General features: G+C 43.6%; 28 protein-coding genes and 1 tRNA gene. 7 read left to right on the plus strand and 22 right to left on the minus strand.

Features of this window, described 5'->3' with window-relative positions:
* Positions 1 to 87: 87 nt before the first annotated feature.
* From gap to clpP, 5 genes are all read right to left on the minus strand, one after another.
* Positions 88 to 1095, minus strand: coding sequence for a type I glyceraldehyde-3-phosphate dehydrogenase (gap, locus tag A3M5_RS0114615; protein WP_018394522.1), 1008 nt, complete (start codon positions 1093 to 1095; stop codon positions 88 to 90).
* A gap of 79 nt (positions 1096 to 1174) precedes the next feature.
* Positions 1175 to 2200: a sugar-binding transcriptional regulator gene (locus A3M5_RS0114620; protein WP_018394523.1), complete on the minus strand. Its 1026-nt coding sequence runs from the start codon at positions 2198 to 2200 to the stop codon at positions 1175 to 1177.
* A gap of 141 nt (positions 2201 to 2341) precedes the next feature.
* On the minus strand, positions 2342 to 2599 hold the full coding sequence (locus tag A3M5_RS0114625) for a glutaredoxin family protein (protein ID WP_018394524.1): 258 nt from the start codon (positions 2597 to 2599) through the stop codon (positions 2342 to 2344).
* An 11-nt stretch (positions 2600 to 2610) separates the two neighbouring features.
* Positions 2611 to 3930, minus strand: a complete 1320-nt coding sequence (gene rpoN / locus A3M5_RS0114630; protein WP_018394525.1) for an RNA polymerase factor sigma-54 — start codon at positions 3928 to 3930, stop codon at positions 2611 to 2613.
* 79 nt (positions 3931 to 4009) lie between these two features.
* Positions 4010 to 4612, minus strand: a complete 603-nt coding sequence (clpP, locus tag A3M5_RS0114635; RefSeq protein ID WP_018394526.1) for an ATP-dependent Clp endopeptidase proteolytic subunit ClpP — start codon at positions 4610 to 4612, stop codon at positions 4010 to 4012.
* Positions 4613 to 4827: 215 nt separating this feature from the next.
* Here clpP and A3M5_RS0114645 point away from each other — a divergent pair.
* From A3M5_RS0114645 to A3M5_RS0114660, 5 genes are all read left to right on the plus strand, one after another.
* A tRNA-Arg gene (locus tag A3M5_RS0114645) sits at positions 4828 to 4899 on the plus strand.
* Between the two features lie 118 nt (positions 4900 to 5017).
* A complete protein-coding gene (locus A3M5_RS0114650) occupies positions 5018 to 5980 on the plus strand; it encodes a tyrosine-type recombinase/integrase (RefSeq protein WP_018394528.1) in 963 nt (320 codons plus the stop codon).
* 134 nt (positions 5981 to 6114) lie between these two features.
* Positions 6115 to 6855 (plus strand): HTH domain-containing protein, encoded by a 741-nt coding sequence (locus A3M5_RS0114655; RefSeq protein WP_231373241.1) that lies wholly within the window; start codon positions 6115 to 6117, stop codon positions 6853 to 6855.
* A 259-nt stretch (positions 6856 to 7114) separates the two neighbouring features.
* Positions 7115 to 7186, plus strand: coding sequence for a putative holin-like toxin (locus A3M5_RS26665; RefSeq protein WP_353643320.1), 72 nt, complete (start codon positions 7115 to 7117; stop codon positions 7184 to 7186).
* Positions 7187 to 7322: 136 nt separating this feature from the next.
* A complete protein-coding gene (locus A3M5_RS0114660) occupies positions 7323 to 7982 on the plus strand; it encodes a GIY-YIG nuclease family protein (RefSeq protein ID WP_018394530.1) in 660 nt (219 codons plus the stop codon).
* A gap of 180 nt (positions 7983 to 8162) precedes the next feature.
* Here the strand turns inward: A3M5_RS0114660 and A3M5_RS0114665 are convergent, their stop codons facing one another.
* The 13 genes from A3M5_RS0114665 to A3M5_RS0114725 all read right to left on the minus strand — a co-directional run bounded on the left by A3M5_RS0114665 (position 8163) and on the right by A3M5_RS0114725 (position 15556).
* A complete protein-coding gene (locus A3M5_RS0114665; protein ID WP_018394531.1) occupies positions 8163 to 8612 on the minus strand; it encodes a phBC6A51 family helix-turn-helix protein in 450 nt (149 codons plus the stop codon).
* Positions 8576 to 9124 (minus strand): hypothetical protein, encoded by a 549-nt coding sequence (locus A3M5_RS0114670; RefSeq protein WP_018394532.1) that lies wholly within the window; start codon positions 9122 to 9124, stop codon positions 8576 to 8578. Before A3M5_RS0114670 ends, A3M5_RS0114665 begins: the two co-directional genes overlap by 37 nt.
* A complete protein-coding gene (locus A3M5_RS0114675; RefSeq protein WP_018394533.1) occupies positions 9118 to 9507 on the minus strand; it encodes a hypothetical protein in 390 nt (129 codons plus the stop codon). The genes A3M5_RS0114670 and A3M5_RS0114675 overlap by 7 nt, the downstream gene beginning before the upstream one ends.
* A 90-nt stretch (positions 9508 to 9597) precedes the next feature.
* Positions 9598 to 10155 (minus strand): hypothetical protein, encoded by a 558-nt coding sequence (locus A3M5_RS23835; protein ID WP_018394534.1) that lies wholly within the window; start codon positions 10153 to 10155, stop codon positions 9598 to 9600.
* Between the two features lie 51 nt (positions 10156 to 10206).
* Complete coding sequence (locus tag A3M5_RS25495) at positions 10207 to 10353, minus strand: hypothetical protein (protein WP_018394535.1); 147 nt, start codon at positions 10351 to 10353, stop codon at positions 10207 to 10209.
* Positions 10354 to 10546: 193 nt separating this feature from the next.
* The gene (locus A3M5_RS0114690) at positions 10547 to 10984 is read right to left on the minus strand and encodes a hypothetical protein (protein ID WP_018394536.1); all 438 of its coding nucleotides are present in this window, start codon (positions 10982 to 10984) and stop codon (positions 10547 to 10549) included.
* Complete coding sequence (locus tag A3M5_RS0114695) at positions 10984 to 11631, minus strand: hypothetical protein (protein ID WP_155894722.1); 648 nt, start codon at positions 11629 to 11631, stop codon at positions 10984 to 10986. Before A3M5_RS0114695 ends, A3M5_RS0114690 begins: the two co-directional genes overlap by 1 nt.
* Positions 11571 to 11975, minus strand: a complete 405-nt coding sequence (locus A3M5_RS0114700; protein ID WP_018394538.1) for a hypothetical protein — start codon at positions 11973 to 11975, stop codon at positions 11571 to 11573. The genes A3M5_RS0114695 and A3M5_RS0114700 overlap by 61 nt, the downstream gene beginning before the upstream one ends.
* A gap of 84 nt (positions 11976 to 12059) precedes the next feature.
* Positions 12060 to 12638 carry an HNH endonuclease gene (locus A3M5_RS23055; protein ID WP_018394539.1) on the minus strand — a complete coding sequence of 193 codons (579 nt, stop codon included), beginning with the start codon at positions 12636 to 12638 and terminating at the stop codon, positions 12060 to 12062.
* 19 nt (positions 12639 to 12657) lie between these two features.
* The gene (locus A3M5_RS25500) at positions 12658 to 12801 is read right to left on the minus strand and encodes a hypothetical protein (RefSeq protein ID WP_018394540.1); all 144 of its coding nucleotides are present in this window, start codon (positions 12799 to 12801) and stop codon (positions 12658 to 12660) included.
* A 67-nt stretch (positions 12802 to 12868) separates the two neighbouring features.
* Positions 12869 to 13813: a hypothetical protein gene (locus A3M5_RS0114715; protein WP_018394541.1), complete on the minus strand. Its 945-nt coding sequence runs from the start codon at positions 13811 to 13813 to the stop codon at positions 12869 to 12871.
* A gap of 381 nt (positions 13814 to 14194) precedes the next feature.
* Positions 14195 to 14452, minus strand: a complete 258-nt coding sequence (locus A3M5_RS23060; RefSeq protein ID WP_018394542.1) for a helix-turn-helix domain-containing protein — start codon at positions 14450 to 14452, stop codon at positions 14195 to 14197.
* Positions 14453 to 15271: 819 nt separating this feature from the next.
* Positions 15272 to 15556, minus strand: a complete 285-nt coding sequence (locus tag A3M5_RS0114725) for a hypothetical protein (protein ID WP_018394543.1) — start codon at positions 15554 to 15556, stop codon at positions 15272 to 15274.
* A gap of 144 nt (positions 15557 to 15700) precedes the next feature.
* On the opposite strand from A3M5_RS0114725, the gene A3M5_RS0114730 reads away from it, so the two are divergent.
* Together A3M5_RS0114730 and A3M5_RS23065 are read left to right on the plus strand one after the other, a co-directional pair.
* Positions 15701 to 15946: a helix-turn-helix domain-containing protein gene (locus A3M5_RS0114730; RefSeq protein ID WP_018394544.1), complete on the plus strand. Its 246-nt coding sequence runs from the start codon at positions 15701 to 15703 to the stop codon at positions 15944 to 15946.
* Positions 15947 to 16017: 71 nt separating this feature from the next.
* Positions 16018 to 16614, plus strand: a complete 597-nt coding sequence (locus A3M5_RS23065; protein ID WP_068981751.1) for a restriction endonuclease — start codon at positions 16018 to 16020, stop codon at positions 16612 to 16614.
* 67 nt (positions 16615 to 16681) lie between these two features.
* Here the strand turns inward: A3M5_RS23065 and A3M5_RS0114740 are convergent, their stop codons facing one another.
* The 4 genes from A3M5_RS0114740 to A3M5_RS0114765 form a co-directional block, all read right to left on the minus strand.
* Positions 16682 to 17356 (minus strand): replication-relaxation family protein, encoded by a 675-nt coding sequence (locus A3M5_RS0114740; protein ID WP_018394546.1) that lies wholly within the window; start codon positions 17354 to 17356, stop codon positions 16682 to 16684.
* 802 nt (positions 17357 to 18158) lie between these two features.
* Positions 18159 to 18737 (minus strand): site-specific integrase, encoded by a 579-nt coding sequence (locus tag A3M5_RS0114755; RefSeq protein WP_018394549.1) that lies wholly within the window; start codon positions 18735 to 18737, stop codon positions 18159 to 18161.
* A 301-nt stretch (positions 18738 to 19038) separates the two neighbouring features.
* Entirely contained in the window at positions 19039 to 19272 is a 234-nt protein-coding gene (locus A3M5_RS0114760) for a hypothetical protein (RefSeq protein ID WP_018394550.1), read from the minus strand.
* Positions 19265 to 19504 carry a hypothetical protein gene (locus A3M5_RS0114765; protein ID WP_018394551.1) on the minus strand — a complete coding sequence of 80 codons (240 nt, stop codon included), beginning with the start codon at positions 19502 to 19504 and terminating at the stop codon, positions 19265 to 19267. Before A3M5_RS0114765 ends, A3M5_RS0114760 begins: the two co-directional genes overlap by 8 nt.
* Positions 19505 to 19687: the final 183 nt, after the last annotated feature.

Consider the following 19687-nt stretch of genomic DNA (forward strand, 5'->3'; position numbering starts at 1 on the left):
ACCCCTCTCCCCGTTTCCCTTCTTCATTATAGACGGCGAACTGTTATTTTCCAACTATTAGTCTAAAAAAAACAGCGTTTCTTTTCATTAAAGACCTTTTGAAGCGATGTATTGAGCAAGGTCTACTACGCGGTTAGAGTAGCCATTCTCATTATCGTACCAAGAAAGAACTTTCACCATGTTGCCTTCTATAACCATAGTAGAAAGAGCATCGATTGTAGAAGAAGCAGTAGTGCCGTTGTAATCAGAAGACACAAGCGGAAGTTCATTGTATGCTAAAATACCTTTCAAGTCGCCTTCAGATGCCGCTTTAAGGGCTTCATTTATTTGTTCAGCCGTAACGTCTGTTTTAAGTTCAGCGACAAGGTCAACAACAGATACATTTGGTGTTGGAACACGCATAGACATACCATTTAGTTTACCTTTCAATTCAGGTATTACAAGAGCAACGGCTTTGGCTGCACCCGTTGTCGTTGGGATAACGTTTACTGCTGCTCCGCGGGCACGACGGTAGTCAGCATGTGGCAAGTCTAGAACTTGTTGATCATTTGTGTACGAGTGAACAGTTGTCATCATTCCACGTACGATACCAAACTTGTCATTTAATACTTTTGCAAATGGAGCAAGGCCGTTTGTTGTACAAGATGCATTTGAAACAACATCATGGTTTGCTGCATCGTATTTATCTTCATTCACACCCATAACAATTGTAATATCTTCATCTGATGCCGGAGCAGAGATAATGACTTTTTTAGCGCCGCCTTCAAGATGTTTCGCAGCGTCTGCACGTTTTGTAAAACGGCCAGTTGATTCTACAACGATGTCAGCTCCAGCTGCACCCCAAGGAATTTTCGCAGGTTCACGTTCAGCTGTAACTTTTACACGTTCTCCGTTTACAACGATTGTGTCGCCGTCAACTGTTACGTCTGCATCAAGAGTTCCATGTACTGTATCGTATTTCAAAAGATGTGCAAGCATGTTTGCATCTGTAAGGTCATTGATTGCTACTACTTCTACTTCCGGGTTTTTAAGAGCTGCGCGAAAAACAACACGTCCAATACGTCCAAAGCCATTAATACCAATTTTTACTGTCATGAGTGAGTTCCTCCTAAAATTTGTTTATCAAACCGTTAGCAACTTTTAATTGCCGGTTGTTAGTATTTAGTTTAAATTATCATTGTTCCAGCAGCACTCGTGCTGCTGCTTCGTCTGTGACGAGTATATCCAGTTTGGGTGATCCGTTTAAATAAGAACGAATCGCACTCCCCTTTGAAGCGCCGCCTGCTGCTGCAATGACGACTGTTGCATGTTGCAAATCATCTAGCTTCAACCCGATTGTCGACAATTTCTGAATTACATCTCCATCTTTGTTGAAATAGTAGCCAAATGCTTCTGCAACTGCTTCCTTCTCTTCTAAAATAGCTAATTCAGCATCTGGTGTTTTACGCCTTTTAGCCATAGCAAGAGCATCACCGACACCGTGAAGTACAATGTCCGCTGATTGAATCATGCTAACTGCTTCTTTAATTGCTGGCTCTTGAAGAAGTGACTCTCGCACATCTGGGCTGATTCGCTCTGGTGCGTACAAGACGCGGTGCGAACCGTTCGTATTTTGTGCCATTAAAGCAGCAACCGTATTTGCTTCATTGCGGACATCGTCGCCAATACCGCCTCGTGCCGGCACAAATAATACTTGCTTCCCTTCTGCGAAATCCGGTTTCATTGTCCGTGCTACTTCCGCCATCGTCGAGCCGCCTGTTACAGCAATGATAGTTTTTCCACTAAGATGACTCTTTATGCGGCTTGCGCATGCATCACCAATTGCTTTCTTCACAAAGGTTGATTCATCGCAGTTGCCTGGAAGTATGACGACGTTCGACAGGTTGTAGCGGTTCCTTAGTTCTTTTGCCATTGAATCAATTCCCTTTAATTCAAGCATCATTTCTTCCAACTCTCGCACAATATCCATACCTGTTTCCGTCATCTTCATGCCTGCTGCACTAAAGTCAAGTAGTCCACGTTCTTTTAAAAACTCCGCTTCGCTCCTTACAACACGCTCAGTCATGCCAAGCGACTGGGCCAATGTTCTTCGTCCCGCCGTTCCCGCAATCCTGACAGCTTGCAAAAGTCGGTAGCGTTTTTGCATTATGTCAAGCAGGTCCGGTACGAGCTGCTGTTGAATACTTAAGATGGGTTTCATATTCGACGCTCCTCTTCGGTTTTCGGGTTTTGTTTCGTCCCATTAAAAACTTAATGTGTCCCACTTACCCGAAAAAAAATTTCCCTGCCTACAAAATTATTGTAGCAGGGTACTATTCAAAAATCAACGAAAGATACCATTTTATTTTTTTAATTGTTTATTAAGGTTTTGTTTTAATTTTGTGAAGATTGTGAAATAGTCAACACGTCCATATTGGATCATTTCTCCGTCGCATTCCACGACTGGAATCATTAACCCATACTGCTCTGTCCACTTATCACACTCATCAATGTTCCGCTCATACAATGTGATGTCAATTTCGTCTTTCACCATGTGCATAACCACTTTTGCCTCTTCGCATAAATGACAATCTGGTCGCGTATAAAAATAAACATCCACGAACTTTCACCTCAATCATATCGTTTCCGCTTCGTTGACGACGGGATTTGAAGCTGTTCTCGGTATTTGGCTACCGTTCGTCTTGAAACCGTCATTCCTTCTTCTTCTAGTATAGTACAGATTGCTTGATCAGACATTGGTTTTCTTTTATCTTCAGTTGATACAAGCGTTTCAATACGCGTCTTTACTTGATTGGATGATGTCATTTCTCCATCTGACTGTGCAGCCGCCAAACCTGATGGAAAGAAAAATTTCAATTCGTACGTCCCAAAGGGCGTCTGCATATATTTTTCTCGCACCGTCCGGCTGACCGTCGACTCATGAATCTGTAGCTCATCTGCCACTTCTTTCATTGTCAGCGGCTGTAATGAACCGGGTCCTTCAAAGAAAAAAGCCCGCTGTTTTTCAACAATCTTCAGTCCGACACGCTGAATTGTCTGCTGGCGCTGCTTCAGGCTTTTTAACAGCCACTGGTAGTCCTTTTCTTTTTCTCTTATAAACTTTTTCACATCTATGTCAGAGTGGACAGCCATTTTATCAAAATAGTCCCGCTGAAAAACCACTTTCGGCAAATCATCATCTAGAAGATACACTTCAATCGTTTCATCTGCCACTAGAACAGCCATATCTGGGCGAACATACGATGATGAATCGTAGTAAAAACAGGCACCTGGCTTTGGATTCAGTGTTTTGATGAAATCGGCTGCCTGCTGGATTTCTTTCATCTCGACATTGAGTTTTTTAGAAAGTGGTTTCCACGTTTTATTAGCAAATTCAATAAAATGATCACGAATAATGACTTCAGCAAGAAAGGGTGCATCAAGACGGCTTTCAATTTGCATTAATAAACACTCCCGTAAATCCCGCGCACCAATACCCGCCGGTTCCATCCGCTTAATCATGTTCATCATATGAGTGATTTCTTTTTTTTCCACAGCAAGAAGATTAGCAGCATCCGCACCGTCAATTTTCATGTATCCGTTTTCATCTATATTATAAAGTAAAAAATCAAGAATTCGTTTTTGAGATTTTGTTAAATTGATCAGTTGAAATTGAGTATTCAAATGATCAGTTATCGTATAAGATGAATCCGGAATATGTTCAATCCAATTTTTATCTTCTGTTTGACTTCTTGAACTACGCTGCTGGCCTTTTTTATTAAGCGCTTTCAAATCGGGCGCTTCAAGCTGAATAAATGGATTTTCCACTACTTTTGATTCCAAAAACTCAGTCAGTTCTTGCGTTGAATATTGAAGCAGCGCGATCGCCTGTGTCAATTCCTGTGTCATGGCAAGCTTGAGTGACTGCTGCTGCCACAATCCAGTCTTCATCTGTATCTCCCCCTTCATGGCTATTATACAGCTAGCCGCGAAGAAAAAAAAGACCTGCTGGGATGCAGGCCTTCTTTCCTTAATCCTTTTTAGATGCTGCTTCGCTGCGTGTCACGATATGATCGACGAGACCGTATTCTTTCGCACGCTCTGCCGTCATAAAGTTATCGCGGTCTGTATCGCGCGAAATGACTTCAAGCGGTTGACCTGTACGCTCTGACAAAATACCATTCAATTTTTCACGAAGGAACAAAATGCGTTTTGCCGCGATTTCGATTTCCGTCGCCTGACCTTGTGCACCGCCGAGCGGCTGATGGATCATGACTTCACTGTTCGGAAGTGCATAACGTTTTCCTTTCGTACCCGCTGCAAGCAGGAATGCCCCCATTGATGCAGCCATACCAATACAGATCGTCTGTACGTCCGGTTTAATAAATTGCATCGTGTCATAAATCGCCATACCAGCTGTAATGCTGCCGCCTGGGCTGTTTATGTAAATTGAAATGTCCTTTTCAGGGTTTTCGGCTTCAAGGAAAAGAAGCTGCGCGACAATCGAGTTTGCCACGTTATCATCAATCCCGCTGCCCAGCATAATGATACGGTCTTTTAACAGACGGGAATAAATGTCGTACGCACGCTCGCCACGGTTCGTTTGTTCAATAACTGTAGGAATTAAATTCATAAATGGTTCCTCCTTTTAATTGCTGTTCTATACAACCATCATACAATTTAAGGTCAATGAAGGTCAAACATAATGCTTTTCTATTTTGTACGTTTTCTTCTTTTCCTTGTGAAATTCCTGCTAAACAAGGTTTTTTTTCTATTTGTGAATGTTTTTTCAATTAATCATTGCATTTAATGCCGCCATCCTCTATAATTTTGAAATGTACTGTTAATGCCCTCGTGGTGCAACGGATAGCACGCAAGCCTCCGAAGCTTGAAATGCAGGTTCGATTCCTGCCGAGGGCGTCATACGATAAGGATAGTAAGTCTCTACGTTATTTAAGCGTAGGGACTTTTTGCGTTTTACTCCGGTATTCTACTACCCCGTTACGCCTCCGCTAAAACAGCGAGGAGGCCATCCGCAATGAAAAGACGAAGCAATACGGTCAATGAAAAGACCACCGCAGCACTCCGTAAACCCAACCGCACGACCAAGCAGCCGTTGAAATATTGGGACGTTGCCGAGTCGTTTTATAAACATTCCCGCCTTAAAGGGCTATCGCCCGATACACTCCGTTATTACGAGAAAGAACTAAAACAGAACGGACGAGCCTTCACGGAACTAGGCGCACCAGTTGAAAACATACGCCTTATGACCGCGGAGCACATCGAACAGCTAATCGAATATTATCAGCGGATTCACCGGGCGCCCCGGACGATCAATTCTCGGCTGCGGGCATTGCGCACGTTTTTCGCCTACTGCGTAAGTAAAGGCATTACAGTGACTAATCCCGTTCAGAATATCGCGAACTTAAAGGTGCGTCATGAGGTCGGCGCCACGTTCAGCCGTCAGCAATTGCAGCGTTTGCTTGACGCTCCTAAGACAGATACCTTTTCCGGCCTGCGTGACCTTGCGATTATGACAACGCTGGCACATACAGGAATCCGGCTGAAAGAATTAACGTCGTTGCGGCTGCCTGACATTAGCTTCGACGGAATAGGTACGATTACTGTTCAGCGCACAAAGAATCGCTATGCCCGTCGTATTCCATTGACGAAACAGCTCCGCCGTGTGCTTGCCTTATATATAGAAGAAAGAGGGATTCTCGATACCGATATTTTGTTCGTTAGCATGGATAATGCGCCATTTGCAGAGCGCTCGATTCAGTATCAATTGAAGTATTACGGAAAGATAAGCGGCGTTGGCAACTATGTTAGCGTCAGCCCTCACGCTTTCCGTCGCACATTCTGCCGTTTGAAAGTCGAAGCCGGTACGAATCTTTTCTTATTACAGCGCTTAACCGGCCACTCAACACTTGATATGTTGCGCCGGTACGTGCAAATATTCGCGACCGATCTTGAAGATGTAATCGAAGACGGTTTTTAAAAATACGCAAATAAAAAGGTGTACAGCCGCCAAGCTGAACACCAAACATCCGCTATAACTATCAGCCTGCGCCAACAGGTAAAGCGTCCTAAACTACGTATGATTATAGCGGATGTTCGGTGAAAGTTCAACAGGTGGCTTGTGCCCTTAAAAGGGAGCCGTTTATCATGACGCTATATTTATCCGAATATAAATCGTTCAATAGCGTGCAGGAATTAAATCATCACGTTGATCAGTGGCGCAGTCTGACTACTGCTACTGAGTTTCGCGTGCTTTGGTTCGTCAGCAAATACGCGGTCAAGTATCCGGGCGCTGCTCACTTAAAGGCGGCTACCATTGCGGAAGGCTTAGAAGTTAGCACAAAGACCGTTTACCGTGCATTGAAAGCGCTGGCTGACCTCGGCGCTATTATTAAGCACGCGACAACTCGGCCTGTCAGCGGTGGTCAAGGCGCAAATATATACGTTGTCCAACCGTCCGTGTCCAACCGTAAGGAAGCCGCAATTCCATGCCAGGCAACAGTTGAAGCGACGAAAACGGAAAAGGAAACCGCTCTTTCTATTAATCTTAAAAAAGTTCTAAAGAATACGTATCACAAGCCGTTTTATCGCAGATTTAAAGAGTTAATTACGGCAACCATCGGGGACAATCAATCGCTCATTAGCCGTCTGTATGGCATTTATAAGGCCCACTCTACGCCTCTGACTAAGTATGGAGCATTCGAACAGATAGACGTTGAACATGCGGGCTATGAGGCATTACGGGCATCTGTAAGGGCAATGAAATCGAAGCGCATAAAGAACCTGGCCGGCTACTATAATGGGACGCTCGACAAGATGCTAGACCAGTTGTTTATAGAAGAATGCTTAGCGTAAGTAAATTACGTATTAGCACAAAAAAGGCGGAGCAGCCGAAGCCACCCCGCAATTAAATGTACTAACGTACTAACTTCCTGTTGCATCAACATTCGATGTGCGAGAATGCGAATCTCAAGCACAGAATACCTTTTGATATACGCCTCAATATGGTAGTATTGAGATAAGTTGGAGATCAATCGTGCTCATATCGTAGGTCCTTTTTGTGTTAGGGTCGGAACTACCTAAAGGGATCGATACTTTAGGAGGCGATTGTGTGATGAGTGTTTACGAAACTTTAATGGTTATGCTTACATTCGGAATGTTTATTAATGGATTTAGACATAAATAAACTCTCTAACTCGAGCCCGTTAGCTTAATGTTAACGGGTTTTCAAAATAAGGACCTAACAATCAATTTTTACCATTTTTACATTTATAAAATGGCAATGAATCCACGAGTATTTAAAACTAAGGAGATAAATACAAATGAGTAACGGATATGTATATGTGCTTATTAATGACAGTATGAAAGGCTTAGTAAAGATAGGAATTACTTCTGTAAGTCCAACCGAAAGAGCAAGAAATTTATCAAATAATACTGCAGTTCCTACACCGTTTAAAGTTGCTTATGAGGTTTATATAGAAAACTGTAAGGAATTAGAAACAGCGATACATACACATTTAGAGGACTTTAGAGTTAATCAAAGGAGAGAGTTTTTCAATTATCCATTAAATAAAGCTATCGAATTAGTCCAATCTTTTTCAAAGAAAGAGACAAATAATGTAGAAGACGTTTACGAATCAATCGAAATACTGGATAGTCTCAAAGAAAAATATAGCAGTAGTATAAATAAAAATGTAACTTCTGTGAAATTATATCAAACTAAAGAGAGGGTATCTCTAGAGGTTACCTCCGATTATGAAATAGGAAATGACCTATTAGATCAAGTAATTAGAAGAACTGATTTAGGGTTTATTGGTAGTGAGAATGGAAAGGCTTTTGATCCTCAAAATGCCATTCAAGATAACGTTAAAGCGTTCTTAGACTGTAGCCCAGCCACTCACGTCGTAAGCCATTCAGATTTATTTACTGAAGATGCGGCAGAGAAACTTTACAATGAAGATGTGTATGGATTCTCTGAATAAATACTCCTTAAGGGGTTTTTATTAGCTTTTGAACGCTTAAACTTTTGGATGTGAAAATAGCTACAAAAAGAACTCGAAATGGGTTCTTTTTCTTTTGTTGGAATATCAATATTAGTTCCTAATAGAACCAAGACAAAAACACGGACCACCCATAGGCAGGCAGCCCGCAAGTCCGTTCCGTTAATTCAATAACTTACTCATTTCTTCAAGCCCGCGCTCAAGTTCCGCATCACTTATACGCGATCGACTGCGCGGTTCTTCCGTCTGAACGACTTCACGGCGGTCAACAAGCTTACCCGAAAGTTTATAGTACAATTCCAGCGCCTTTATCGAAGGCAAACCGTTATTTGATGTGCCTGCGACCAACTTTAAAAGCTGTGCGTCTGCCAGTGCGCGATGGCTGTCGAGCTTCGTGTCGCTGAGTACAGCAACGTAGCGATTAAAGTTCGGGTCTTGGCGCCAGTTATATAACGTGCGTTCTGTTACGCCAAGTTCTGCCGCAATCTCCTTTAATAATCGCTTCTCTTTACCTGCGAACTCATTTGCGACTAATACCTCCGCCGCTGTTAATTGAGTGCCGTTTAGTCGACTTTTTAATTCGCTAAGTGTGATTGGTTCGTGATTTCCCATTGTTCAATTTGCCCCTTCCAATATTCGATCTGTTCGTTTAAGTACGTTTCATCCGTTTTGAGCCATTCATATTCTGCCTTGCGCTGTGCACGCAGGTTCGCGCTTTCCTCGTCGCTGAGCCATTCCTCAAGCCCGCCTCTGTAATCGGCCATCTCAAGCCACTGAAACAGACTCCGCGCTAGGAACGCCGGTTCATACTTGTCGTGCCCTTTTATATCACTGATGGCCCAGGTTAGACTGCTCGCCGACAATGCTGTCAATAGGCCTTCACCGTATTCAGCGATCTTTAAATCGGCTTCATAGCTGGCGATTTTAGCCGTGTCGAAGTCGAACAATTGATCGCTTTGATAAACGAGCTGCGTATACTTCACCAGGATCGCTTTGACCGGCAGGCTACGTTCGTAAAGTAATACGCTGAGCGCCAAAGGCACGACCGGCTTATCGGGCGCTTCTGGCGGCAGCTCCGCGACATCAGCATCGATTATCCGTTGCCATTCCTTTTCCGTTAGCATACTGGCCGTCCCTCCGATCCTTCCAGCCACATGTAAAGGCGCCGGGATAATTCGGGTGCTTCATAGTCGTGGTGGCGCGTGGCGGTCCTAATTGACGCCTGTAACACACGTGCTTTCGTACTCAACGATGAGCAATCGCAGAACTTAATCGGCTCTAACTCGTCGGCAAGCGCTTCGAGCTTCGCTGTGTCAATCGGTTGCACACTGCCGCTTTCATACACTAAAATGGCATAGCGAATCAATACCGGACGCACCGTTTTATCAATTCGCTCATACGTTTCGAGCATGTGTGGTGCCGTCGCGATGCGTTCAATCAGCGGCTGTTCCGGATGTTCCCTGCGCCATTCCTCAATCTCTTGCCGCATTCTTTGTAAGTCAGTCATTCCGTAACCTCCTTAAATAAAAAAGAGCCGCCCGGAGGCCGCTCGTTGTAGTGCGAATATATTCTGACAAAGATGCTTTTCACTTTTTACCTACTCGATCCTTACACCGTCAAAACTTATAGCCCCGCTATAAATTTCTATCATATAAGCAACTTTCTCTTGAATCGATTTATTATCACAATGTTTTTCAGCCCATTTTTCTGTTGCAACACAAAAATCATTGCAGAATTCATCTATTCTTAGAACGAGCCTTCCGTTAATTTCAATACAATGAGACCCAAAGTATTTTCCGTTATCTATTTTAGGGGCCATAAAGATAAATTCTTGCAACACTTCTTGTATTCTTTGTTGACTAATATTAGTCTCTCCTCCATGTAAGAAAGAACACCTCAAAGCATAAGCATCTCTTCCAGTGATAAAAGTAGTAGCATCCTCTAAATGACCCATCGAATACTCCTCTTTCATGTAGTCATCAAACCATTTAGAATATCTTTTTGATGAGCTATCATTTGGATATTCTAATCTCCCACAAATGTCCGGAAGAGTTAAAGCAACAGCTAGAGCAGCAGTCCAGTTTTGTGCCTCTAAGGATTGTCTTATTGCATCAGTAAATGCGGAGAGTTTTTTCATTATGATTTCATCGTTCATCAAATTCCCCCTTTTTTATTAAAAGATTCAATAAAAAGAGGAAGGATACCTTTAATATGATTCAGTTATTATGACTTTCTCCTCATGCTCTTCTACAACTTCGCAAGTGGCTTTGCCGTATCCGAAATCGTAAATAATAATTACTTCTTTTTCTTGATTACAATCTTTTAGTTTATCAATCAACTCTTTGACTTTCAAAGCCTTCCCCCCTTTTATATCCCTCTAATTATTTTTCATTGTTTAGAAACACCTGTTAAACAGTTTGTTCCCAATGAAGATTAAGATGATTCTCTCCAAGCTCCTAAAATCCACGCCAGAGATAAAGTTTGTTTGTTTGCGGTCCGACTGCACGATTGTCTAAGTCGCCGCCGTTCAAGCCCGTGGGTTTTTATTATTCAGCCGATCTTTTAACTAGCGAATACAACGCAATGTTTTCCGCCGATGATGCGTGCCGGGCTGCCCTTTCTGCTGCTTGTACATCTGCTTTCGTCATTGCCTCACCTGCCGCCAGCTTCGTCCGCAAACTTATTATTATTTGGTTCGTGTTTTCATGCGCTCCATTGTGACGATGCTCAAAGCCCTCACGTCGGTCTTTAGCGATTTCATAACGCATCTTTGCAGCTTCGTCGCCTGTTTCAGCGGCTACTTTTAACTGTTCGACATATGCTTCGTTTGGCACGTTCGGCAGCGGTTCATCTTCCGTAAAATGCGAGGCGACTAGTGAATCGTATTTTTTTTTCGCTAGAGTGTATACCGCAATTTTGTCCGGGTTACCTCGGCTCATCATCTTCATTTCATCGAGTTTGCGTACACTTGTGAATCCGGTCATTATCTCGCCTCCTTAATTTCTTGAGCATCTATTGCGGTTCTGCACGGTTTCGTAAAGAACAGGCGCTCATGCTCCGCCTTTTGGTCCGGCTCTACGCTAGTGAACTGATAATAAAACTGGTGGTACATTGTCGGCGCAACTTCTGCCCGATGGTCTTCTCGCAAATCTTCAAACTCGGACAGCGCCGCATGATAGTCGAGGACGGCATCGGCATACGTTTTTTTCGTTTCCACTAATCGCTCAAGCACCGCGTCAAAACGATCCGACTTAAAGGCTGGAACGACTTCATTATTAAAGGCAGCGAGAACGTCTTGCCGCGTGATAGTACTGAGAGGATTCATTGTGCTGTAGACTTGTTGTTCTTCCCTGCGCCGTTCACAGGCTACCTTCGCTGCCTCAATCTGCGCGGCAAGCTCGTCCAGTTCAGCCGTCTTATCAACGCCAGAAATAACTGATTCACGAATAACCGCCTCATGTTTTGCCTTGAGTGCCTGATATTCCTCATCAGCTTGTGCGATTTTACGGTGAAAGACCTCGGCTGCCTTTTGATTAGCTGCATTTTGTTCCTTATATTCTTCTAATTTCGTCATTGTTTTTCTAGCCATTCGATAATTCCCCCTAATTTTTGTATAAGCCACATACGCCATTTTGAAAGCGGCTCTTTTGGCGGTAGTGGTTCGATTTCAAATATTTCACGTAGCAGCTCCGTTTGTTCCTCAACTGCCCGTTTGGTTTCAGTGGTATCGCTCGGATGTTTATATTCAACGCCAATGCCAACGGTTTGTAGTAGCAATCCGAATAGCTCTTGATCTGACGTCCATACGTGCGCTGCCTCGATTTCCTGTAATAGTTCAACAATCTGCGGATAGTTGTCGAAGCTGCGAATCACTTGATTGACGAGCTGCCCGTGTTCATCGTTATAGATGTTTACGACAACAAGCCGATCGGATTCCAACGCTTCAACGTTGGCAACAGCAAATAATGATGGCACTTTTAACAACCTCCTTCCGCATAGTGTTGTTTTTATAGAATGCATTTACATCTGTGGTAACGCAGTATAAACAATGTCACTGATTCACTCATTGGCGGCCCTCCCTTTTTGAGCATTGCATCGCAGTATATCCGCCTCAAGTTCGAGATTATGCTTCATCTGCTCGACTTCAATATCTGTCACAGTCCGTTCGACAAAGCGTTCTGAAAAAGTTCTTACGAAGGCCGTCCATAATTGCGGCGTGAACTTGTCGCTTCTGCGGTAAAAATCGTAAATATGATCGTTGCCTTTTGACGAATTGCAAGAGCGACAAACAGGGCCGGCAATGTTCAAAGGAAGATTAACACCGCCGTATGATTGCGATAAAGGGTATATATGATCGCAAGTGGTCGTTTCACTTGTGAGCTGGTCGCCACAATATACGCAGTTATGAGCGTTCAATAGTTCTGAAAGCTGGTCGGCTGTGATGTGAATGGCACCGTCATCCTTCCGTTTTTCATACTTCCGCAGGCGCTCTTGCAAATACTCTCCATTGGTTCGGCGGCGTGCGCGGCGGCAAGCCTTGCATTCTCCGGTGATACCGTCTGTGTTCCTTTTCTCGGTTACAAATTCAGTTGCTACCTTCGTTTCGTGGCACGTTTGACATGTAAATTCTTTTTTCATTTCATCCCGTCCCATTCCGTTATTTTTTTAAGTTCAATTCTGCCTTGATCTCGTTAATCACTTCTCGAATTTCTCGATTGACGTACGTGTTCTGATTGGTTTCGAGAATAGCCAACGCCTGCAAATAAGCTGCGAGCGCGTGTGCCCGGTTATGTTCCTGCATCCCATCACCTCCCTAAAATGCGCATAATAAAAAGCCTCACAATTGATTGATTGCGTAGGCTTTCTGTTTACGTGAATAAAACTTTAATAGCTCCTAAGTCTCCGCCGTCACCTGCGTAAACAACTGACGGATTAACAACGACCTTTCTCGCTCGTTTATCGCCGTCAACTTCAAAGAATCCGAACACCGATTTCCCATCGTATTTGATTTTTCTTAACGCCGTGACGAGTTTGTGCGTGTCTTGGTAGCTGAGCGCCGCAGCTAAGTTTTCCAACGTCATCGGGCGCACAAGGTCGGCGTTGCTTTCTTCCGGATTGAAGCTGACGATATTGTACTTGAAATTGACAAACGGCAAGACTGCGTATATTGTGGCGAGTTGCTTGATCGAACGGCCTCCGTACATCCCATATAGTTCACGAACCGTCTTGCGAAACAGCCGCGTGTACTGAATGTCACCTAACTGTTTGCGTACGTCGCCAAGCTTGCCACGGTAGAATATGGACGGATTGACGAGCAGCGCGCCTTCTTCTTCCCTGACAATACCGCCGTCGATCAACTTCTTATAAAACGAACTGAACGCCGGCCTGCTTACGTTCAATAATTCGCCGAGCCCTTTCTTATTAATAGGACGGCCGTTGTCATGCTTGAGCTGGCCGGTTTCCCATGCCGTGTACGTTCCGAGGAACATTAAGCGAGCAAGGTCCGACTGCGATAGTTCGGGAAACTGACCTTCCATCGTTTGCGTGGCGCTGAAGAAAGCGAACACAAAACCGCCATGTTCCTTTTCATGTTCGGCGAGCTCCGCGACTGCGTTCAAACCTTCAACCTGTGAGCGTGACGGTGTTCCTACCTTCGGATGGAGCTCATAAAGGTGAGATACGTCACGACCATCTTCCGTAAAGTATTTACCGCCGATGATGCGCAGATTTTCTTTGTTTGCGAGGTAATCTTGTCTAACTTTCGGATGTGCATTTTTCCATGCTCTTTCTACTGCTTGTTTATTTACCGCCATTCCTATCCATCCCCTTGTCGTTTTTTTAGTGAGCCGAAAAAGTATACTGCTTTTCGTTTACAAAATCGGCTAGATATACTGCTTTTCGTTTACATTTAAAAATCGTTATTTACGCCTGAAAACGCCTATATATCAACGTTTATATCCCGTTTTCTTCGTTTTTCATTAATGCTTGTACATCTTAATCAGTTCAAGTATCTTAAAGACATTGCGGGCAAGACCGGCCCGGCATTTCGCAAGAAGACCACTTGCTCATGCACCATTTTTCAAAAAGGTTCTATTACGATATAAGAGCTATACGATATGATAGATAATCAAGGACAGGTCGGTTTTCCCTGGACTTGGCGGCTGCTCTTTGCCGCGAGCCCTTTACATACGTTTCTAATCGCTATAACGTATACTTTGGCGGCTTTCTTCAACTTGCTCGTATATTCTTCGTAACTCGCTTAGCTTACTAGCGTTAATGTTCAACGCTGATGCAACACGCATAGAAACGGCGTCTGTAACGCGGCGCTGGCCGTTCTCAATCATTGTGATGTATGCGGTAGTGTAGCCGGTTAAAGAGGCGAGCTGCGCCTGTGTGAGCGAGTAGCAATCGCGTATGTTTTCTATATCGTCTGAACGTAGATTATTTATCATGGCGTTTCCCCTCCTGAGATAGTTTCGTTTGTTATAAATTGCAACAAGTAGCGTAAATAAAAGAAGCCGACCATTTGCTGATCGGTTTTTAATTCCTCATATATAAGGCGAACGTTTCGGGCTTTAGTCAGCATAGGAGTTAAAAGTTTTTGGCCCCTCATAAACATAGCGTATCAATTGGCGTTTTTGGCAACCATCAAATGAAAAAAGTTTTCCTCAGATATAAGGCGGTCAATTTAGCCTTTTTGGTACTTGTAAACGTAAAATTAATTCCCTTACATAGTACATAGATACGAGAAGGGTGTTTTTATCGCTACTTCTCAAACTTCCTGATATAATTTCGTACGTTTGTCAGCCTATTAGAAAAGTTTCGTACATAACATAGCGTAACAATTGGCGTTTTTTATCCCCTATTTCAGTAAAACTCCTTACATAACATAGCGTAACAATTTAGCCTTTTTACAACCTAAATGTTAAAAGTTCTCTACATATATAAGGCGGACAATTTGAAAAAAGTATGTCATGTATTTAAACTTCCTTCATAAAGCATAGATAACTGACGCCGCTTTTTACAGATAATCAGCGTATGATTTTTTCCCCTTCGAATATAGCTTAACGTTTAGCGCTTTTTATGGTAGTCCTCTCACTCTTTAAAGCACAACGTTTTGGCCATATCGACACCTATAATCGTAAATTGTAATGAAACTGTAATACTCCTCTTACTTCCAGATACTAAAAAGGGAAGAATGGTACCCTTCCCCTTATTGCCGCTTTTATAGCGTGTTTTGCAGGGTTTACACGGTAAATTCTTCGAAGTATTTAACGATCGTACTTCCTGAAATTATCCATACGTTCACCAACTTCGGGATAATGTTTGAAGAAATCACGGATCGGTAGCAGACGTAATGTAATCGTCTTAACGCGCTGCCGTTCGGCCAGTAGTTCAGCCATTTCCTGCGCAGTTTTCTCTATATCTCCTCGCTGACCAAGTTCGTTTAAGCGTCGATCAATTTGGCTTTGTTGGCCGTTATAGTACTTAAAATCCGACTGGATACGTTCCTGAATATCGTCAAGTTGTTCAATGAATTTTTCGAATGGTGTCATTTTGAATTACCTCCGTATATTTTATTTTCAATTATTACGTTTACCGTAATTCGATTATAATTCCGTTTAACGTAATCGTCAAGCATAAAATTACGAATTGCGTAATAATCTTTTTGAAGTATAATGAAATAGGAGGTACTAACTATGGCAAAACGATTAGACATTAAACTAAAGCAGGTCTTGCAGGAGCGCGGTATTAATCAAAAAACGTTAGCTTTGCAAACTGGCCTCACTGAACGAGGCGTAAGTGAATTAGCGAGTGGTAAACTGCAAAGACTGCCTAAAAAAGCAATCGAGAGTATCGCCGATGCATTAGAAATTGACGACATTAATGAGCTACTTACGTTGGTCGATGTTGAAGAAGAAAACAAAGAAGACGCCCCTCAATAATGAGAAGGCGTTTTTTTACGTTGATTTTGGATAGAATAAGATTTAAAACGAAATTTAAGGGAGCTGGCATCTTGGCAAGAAGAAGACAATTCGGTGGCTTTAACGATAAGGTTTTAATAAGTATCGCCGGTATCGTGGCGGCGCTGACGCTGGTTGAATATGCTGACGAATTGACCTACATAATGATCTTCGGCGTTTTCATAACTGTGTTTTATTTATGGTTCCGGTCATATTCAGCTAAAAAAGAAAGAGAAAAGATATTAAATTCCGGCATTAATCAAATTGACCTCATGAATGGAACTGATTTCGAACAGTTTTTAGGCGTGTTATTTAAAAGAATGGGCTATAAAGTAGCATTTACGCCTACTTCCGGTGATTATGGCGCCGATCTGATATTACGAAAAGAAGGCAGAGCCATCGCTGTCCAGGCGAAAAGATATAAAAGTAGCGTCGGAGTGGCTGCCGTTCAAGAGGTCAGCGGCGCAAGGGGCTATTATGGCGCGCCAGAAGCATGGGTGGTGACAAACAATACGTACACGAAAAACGCCCGCATTTTGGCAGACAGAACGAATGTGAAGCTCATTGATCGCGGCCAATTAATAAATTTAATTACGCAAGTAAATACGGCAACACCGGCTAATAGCGTTGACGCAGCAGAAACCCACTAGGTATAAAAAACCTGCGGGCTTATCTTAATTGAATACGCCGACAATCGGTTCTAATAATTGGCCGCCTTTATTTTAGATTTATCGTAAGAGGTCGAGACTTCATTTTCGAAGGCGGATCGGCCGGCACAACTGGTGTATATATACGCATGAAATCATCCACGCTGGCCGCCTGCATAATAGGAAAGTTAGAGCTGCTAACGGCATATCTAGTCGTCGGTGAAAGTATCAACAGCGAAGGGAAAACGGTACGGCCTGCTGGTTGCCAACTTTCACTTTTCAGCAATCCCGACGCATACAATTTCTCATACCGCGCGATCTTTTCCGCCATAACCTTTTCGGAATATATGCTGCGCTGAACCTCGATAAATAAAGGCGAGCGTTTGAATATTGCGAAGATGTCAGGCTCCACGCCTCCTTTCTCGCTGTACTTAGGCTCCACTAAGAAGGTCGATGGCTTTTCATAAGCTAATAAATCACGGTAAACTCGAACGATCTCTAAGAAGTGCGGAATCTTTTGGCTGTTCTTTTTCATCGTTGAGCCTGCCGGCAGATAGACAAATGGATTGTATACATCAGACCGGTCGATTAAACCCTGTCGATACAGGCGGAGAAGCGTACTATTTGCCGCCTTTACTTGGTGCTTTACGTCGCAAAAATGAATGTCGCAAATGTCATCACGGCTGAGACAACGGAAGCGTTCAAGATCGGCTATGATAGCTAAGTCGCGAGCTGATAAGCGCATTTCATACCTCCTCAAGCATTCCGAAATTGAATCACGGCTTAACTTCCTCGCCAATATCAGATGTCGACTTAGCATGGACATTTTTTCCTCCTTTTGGTCGATGACTCTTTACGCCCCAATATTCCTCAACGGCGGGTATGTTTTGCGGAATGTGTGACGTCGTGTATAAGTGGAGTTTTATCGTTTATCATTCGGAAAGCATCGACGAGTTTCTTGCGTGCTACAAGTCGCTGAAATACATTCATATGACTTGGGCCCACACGGCAATGGCTACGCCTGCAATGCCGGCAATAGGGGCAACAGTCTTAATGAAAGATAGAGCGCTCTTGTAGCCATAGGTTTCGCAAAACTTCTCAGTCAGAACGAGAGTAACAATGCATATAATACCTGTAATATAAAGACTAAATCCCACAACGATCAATTCCTCCTTTATTAAACAAGTTGAGAGAGGCGCGTCAGACCGGCTTTGAAGGACGAATGGACAACGTATGTGAAAACGGGTAGCATCGGCGGTAATTGAACGGTCAGCTACACCGGTAATTAACGGATACTTACACTATGAGGAACCGGTGCAGGATATGCGTAAATGAAGTCTGGAGATTCGAAAAATATTGCGCGGATTTTTTCCGACCGATGCAATGTTATGTATTTTTTTACCACCCGGGATTTGAACATGATTTCCGCAGGTTTTGTACAGCAGATGTGGCATATATTACGACCGGTCTTGGGGGGATTTTGGAAGTTTGAAAACACGAACGACAAAAAGCCGCCGGCATATAACCGAACGGCTTCTTTGCGTTGCTTATAAACGAAAGTCTTTTAATGAATCCGCAATCTCATCGTCATTGATACCGATGTATCGTTTCGTTATGCTTGGCGCTGCGTGTCCGAATATCTCCGTCAGTGTAGCCGCGTCCTTAGTGCGCTTATAATAGTGGTAGCCAAACGTCTTGCGCATCGTATGTGTGCCGATGTCCTCACGTCCTAGCCAGTCGCCTGCCCGTGTCAGTATCCGGTATGCCTGCGTTGTACTGATATGCGTGCCACCTGCACGGTTAGACGGGAATAGCCAGTCATCGTTACTCATGCCGTCACAGTATTCGTTTATGTCTGCGCTGATAGCCGTGAGAGGCACACGGCGGGCCTTGTCGGTCTTTTGCTCGATGATGGTAGCGTAGGACTTGCCTCGTAGGTCGCCGACCTTTAGCGTTACAATGTCGCTGATCCGCAGCCCGGTGTTGATTCCGATAGTAAAAAGAAACTGATCGCGCTGGCCAGTCTTCCCTTTACTCCGATTCCCTACTTCGAGCAGCGCCGTCTTCATTGCGACAATGTCCTCGACCTTACGTAGTGGCTCAACATTATAAGTAGTTTTCGTCATTTAAACCGCCCCTTTTTTATGTATGATTCCGTTAGTATCAGATACGTATTCGTACATATAACGTAATCATAAAGGATAAATGGCGTTATGTCAACGTTTTTCATGTACGAAAATATATCAATTCGTACATTAAACCCTCGTATAATTGATTAAAACGGAATCGTTCGGAACACAGATAAACCCCCGTGTTTTTAGACCCCTCTGTCCATCCAGACGTTCCAGCCGATGAAATGTGCAGTAAAGTACAACGAATCACAAAACGGAAGTATTTGCGGAGAATTGACGCACACAACTGGCTTCCTTACGTCAAGTCGATTTTGATACCGTATTCCTCCCGTAACACCTTCGCAATCGCATAGTTAATGAGGTCTTGTTTGAATCCATGCGCCTCTTTCTGCGCAAGCCCGTCGAGGTGTTTTATTAATTCCTTATGTAGACGGACAGACGACGGTTTATACACTTCCTCTTTTTTGACGCGCCGTTTCTGACGAACAGCTTCCTCGAAATCAGCGCTTCTCTGTTTCTTTTTAGACATTAATCCCAAAATCCTCCCACAATGCCTTACGGATCGCAAAGTTAATAAATTCCTTCTTAAATCCGCGTGCCGTCGATTCGGCTTCGAGCTCGTCAAGGATAGGTAACAGCACGTTTTCAATGTGAAATGTGCGGCGTGTATGCGTTTGGTCCAACGTTGGTCGGTTCGTTTTAGCTTCAAGGATGTCCTGTATTGTTTCCGGCGCTGTGTGCTTCTTCTTTTTATTGCTCATGTAGAATGCTCCTTCTCACGTTTTGATACTGATAGCGTATCACGTCGTAAGAGGTTTACGCAAAAGGTAAACATGCCATGAACCCGCGCCACGACTGCGTTTGTTGCACGTTGAACGACGTTAGATTGCGTCGACTTTCAGCGCGAGCTTTCGCTTGTTCGCGTTGCTGACGTTCTGCTTTCA

Origin of the sequence: Bacillus sp. 37MA, from assembly GCF_000372765.1 — a bacterium.
Lineage (GTDB): Bacteria > Bacillota > Bacilli > Bacillales > Domibacillaceae > Domibacillus > Domibacillus aminovorans.